Source organism: Dietzia sp. KRD202, assembly GCF_017168155.1.
Classification (GTDB): domain Bacteria; phylum Actinomycetota; class Actinomycetes; order Mycobacteriales; family Mycobacteriaceae; genus Dietzia; species Dietzia kunjamensis.
Map to the genome: position 1 here is coordinate 1 of NZ_JABFAN010000110.1, position 441 is coordinate 441.

A 441-nucleotide genomic window follows, 5' to 3' on the forward strand; every position below is an offset into this window, starting at 1 on the left:
CTGCTGCTCGGTGCGCTCGGCCTCATCACCGTCGCGGTCGTCTCGATCCGGCAGCGCGTGCGCGAGTTCGGCATCCGCCGAGCCTTCGGAGCCAGCCGCGGCCGCATCTTCGTCGCCGTCATGCTCGAGTCGGTGGTCGGCACCGTGGTGGCCGGCGGCATCGGCATCGCCGTCTGCATCTTCGCCTACCGGCTGCCGGTCGTGCAGGAGCTGCTGACGCAGGGCCTGTCGGGCGGCGAGCTGCCGGGCTTCCCGATGGCCGCCGCGATCACCGGGCTGCTCGTCTCGGCGGTCGTCGGCGCGATCGCCGGCAGCATCCCCGCCACGATCGCGGTGCGCTCGAAGGTGATCGAGGCGATCCGCTTCTGATTCCCGCGCGCCTGCGCGGATTCCGCGGCATCCGGAGTGCCTCCGGCCGCGTGTCGGCGGCACGAATTAGGG

At 72.3% G+C, this 441-nt stretch carries 1 protein-coding gene; it reads left to right on the forward strand.

From position 1 onward, the window contains the following. The coding region (locus tag J1M64_RS19195) for an ABC transporter permease (protein WP_206475237.1) at positions 1–369 on the forward strand (369 nt) is incomplete at its 5' end. Positions 370–441 lie beyond the last annotated feature (72 nt).